Source organism: Nostocoides japonicum T1-X7 (assembly GCF_001046855.1).
In the GTDB taxonomy this organism is placed as follows: domain Bacteria; phylum Actinomycetota; class Actinomycetes; order Actinomycetales; family Dermatophilaceae; genus Nostocoides; species Nostocoides japonicum.
Map to the genome: position 1 here is coordinate 4554144 of NZ_HF570958.1, position 2876 is coordinate 4557019.

The 2876-nt window shown below is 75.3% G+C and carries 2 protein-coding genes and 1 riboswitch; of the genes, one reads left to right on the forward strand and one right to left on the reverse strand.

Annotated features, from left to right (window positions below):
- Positions 1-884, reverse strand: an 884-nt coding sequence (gene cbiE, locus BN12_RS20685; RefSeq protein ID WP_048555422.1) for a precorrin-6y C5,15-methyltransferase (decarboxylating) subunit CbiE, incomplete at its 3' end; no start/stop codon positions are given.
- 93 nt (positions 885-977) lie between these two features.
- A riboswitch (cobalamin riboswitch) is annotated at positions 978-1112 on the forward strand.
- Positions 1113-1161: 49 nt separating this feature from the next.
- On the opposite strand from cbiE, the gene BN12_RS20690 reads away from it, so the two are divergent.
- Positions 1162-2876: ATP-binding protein (locus tag BN12_RS20690; RefSeq protein WP_048556686.1), on the forward strand; the 1715-nt coding region annotated here is incomplete at its 3' end.

Genomic DNA, 2876 nt, shown 5'->3' on the forward strand with positions numbered 1-2876 from the left:
GATCTCAGCGCTGGCACGCCGAGGGCCGTGGCGTTGCGGCGGATGCGCGCGGACCGCTCGTCCGAGCGCTCGACCGCGACGGCGCGGCACGTCGGGTGCGCGCGCAGCCATTCGACGGCGACGGAGCCGGCCCCCGCCCCGACGTCCCAGAGCAGCTCCCCCGGCGACGGGGCGAGGTGGGCGAGCGCGCTGGCGCGCACGTCGCGCTTGGTGAGCTGGCCGTCGTGCTCGAACGCCTCGTCGGGCAGGCCCGGCGTCAGACCGAGGGCCGGCGCCCCCGCACAGTCGACGGCGAGCACGTGCAGGCCCGGGGCCGTGCCGCTCCAGGCGGTCGCCGTGGTCGCCACGCGGGACTCCCCCGGCGCCCCGAGGTCGGCGAGCACCGTGAGGCGCGACTCCCCGAAGCCGTTCTCGCACAATGCCTTCGCGACGTATGCCGGTGTCGACCCGTCCGTCGACAGGACGAGGATGCGCCGTCCCGGGGCGAGGTGCCGGACGACGGTCGCCGGGTCCCTGACGACCTGGACCGTCTCGTCGGGCCAGCGCATCCGCGCCCGCGCCAGGGCGACGGAGGAGACGGCCGGCACGATCGTCACGGCATCCGGGCCGAGAACCTCGACGAGAGTGGATCCGACCCCCGCGACGAGCGGGTCACCCGAGGCGAGGGCCACGACGCGGCTGTCGAGGCCGGCGAGCAGGCCGGGGAGCCCGTCGCGCAGCGGCGACGGCCACGGTATACGACGCTGTCCCGGGACCTCGGGGACGAGGTCGAGGTGACGCCGACCGCCGAGGAGGACGTCGGCCTCGGACACGACCGACCGCGCCGAGGCGGCGAGACCCTCCCAGCCGTCGGCGCCGATGCCCACGACGAGGACCGATGTCACGAGGGGTCACGGTATGCCATCCCATGGCAGGGACGGCAGGGCCGCCGTCCCTGGTCGGGTGTGATGTCTCCGAGGCTGGCGGGTTGGCTAGACTGCCTGAGCCAGGCCCGAGGTGCCCAGACACGGGAGAATCGGGAAGCCGGTGAGAGTCCGGCACAGGGCCCGCTGCGGTGACCCGGACACGCGATCCGGGAAGTCCGAAGACCGGCCTCGGCGCCTGGGGACGACCGCGAGCCCGTGGCCGTCGCACCGATGGCACAGAGCGCGGGAGCCCCGAATGCCACACCAGTATCCGTTGTCCGCGGTCGTCGGCTCCGACGACCTCGTCCTCGGCCTGCTCCTCGCAGCCGTCGCCCCCGACATCGGCGGCGTCCTCGTCCGGGGCGAGAAGGGGACCGCGAAGACGACCTCGGTCCGCGCGCTCGCCGCCGTCCTGCCCCCCATCGACGTCGTCGCGGGCGACCGCTTCTCGACCGATCCCCGCGAGGCCTCGGCCACCTCGCCGGACGGCCCGTTCCCCGCCGGCGCGGCCGTCGAGACACGGGCGGTGCGGCTCGTGGAGCTTCCGGTCGGGGCGACGGAGGACCGGGTTCTCGGCTCCCTCCATCTGCAACGCGCCCTCTCCGACGGCGTCACCGAGTTCGAGCCGGGACTCCTCGCGAGGGCCCACCGCGGCATCCTCTACGTCGACGAGGTCAACCTCCTGCACGACCACCTCGTCGACGTCCTCCTCGACGCCGCAGCGACGGGCCGGGTGACCGTCGAGCGCGACGGGGTGTCCGTCGAGCACACCGCCCGGTTCGTCCTCATCGGCACGATGAACCCCGAGGAGGGCGAGCTGCGCCCCCAGCTGCTCGACCGCTTCGGGCTGACCGTCGAGGTCGCCGCCCCGCGGGACCCGGCGTTGCGCGCCGAGGTCGTGCGGCGCCGCCTCGCCTTCGACGCGGACCCCGGAGGGTTCGTGTCCACGTTCGCCGAGGCCGAGTCCGGCCTCCGCGACCGGGTCGTCCTCGCGCGCGAGCTCCTCCCGAGCGTGGAGCTCGACGAGGCGACGCTGCTGCGGATCGCCGGGATCTGCGCCGCCTTCGAGGTCGACGGGATGCGGGCCGACATCGTGACGGCGCGGGCCGCGGCGGCGCACGCCGCCCTCGACGGGCGGACCCGGATCGAGTCGGCCGACCTGCGGGTCGCCGCGCGACTCGCACTCCCCCACCGACGGCGGCGCAACCCCTTCGACGCGCCCGGCATCGACGAGGACCGGCTCGACGATCTCCTCGACGAGACCGATCCGGGTCCCGAGCCGGACCCCGATCCCGACCCGGATCCCGAGCCGCCCGGTGGCGGTGCCGGACCCGACGACCCCCCTCCGGGCGACGGTCCCGACGGCACCGGCACCGACGGCACCGACGCCGTGGATGCTCCTGCCCCCGACACCATGCCCTCGTCCCCGAGCCCCGCTCCGGCCCTCACGACGGTCGGGGCCGGCGATCCCTACCGGGCGCGGCTGCTCACCGCCCGCGGTGTCGGACGAGGACGATCCGGCCGCAGGTCCCGGGCCGTGACGGACACCGGCCGCCGGATCGGTGCCGAGCCCCCGATGGGGTCGGGGGGCAGCCTCCATCTCCTCGAGACGGTCCGGGCCGCGGCTCCGCACCAGGCCGAGCGCGCGGAGCCCTCGGCCACGACCCGCACGACCCGTCGCGTGCGGCTGCGTGCCGAGGACCTCCGCATGGCGGTCAAGGAAGGGCGGGAGTCCAACCTCGTCCTCTTCTGTGTCGACGCGTCGGGGTCGATGGCCGCGCGGAGCCGGATGCGCGAGGTGAAGACGGCCATCCTCTCCCTCCTCACCGACGCCTACCAGCGACGCGACCAGGTCGGGCTCGTCACCTTCCGCGGCGACCGGGCCGAGCTGGCCCTTCCGCCCACCGGCTCGGTCGAGGTGGCGGCCGCCCGTCTCAGCGAGCTGCCTGCGGGCGGGCGCACGCCTTTCGC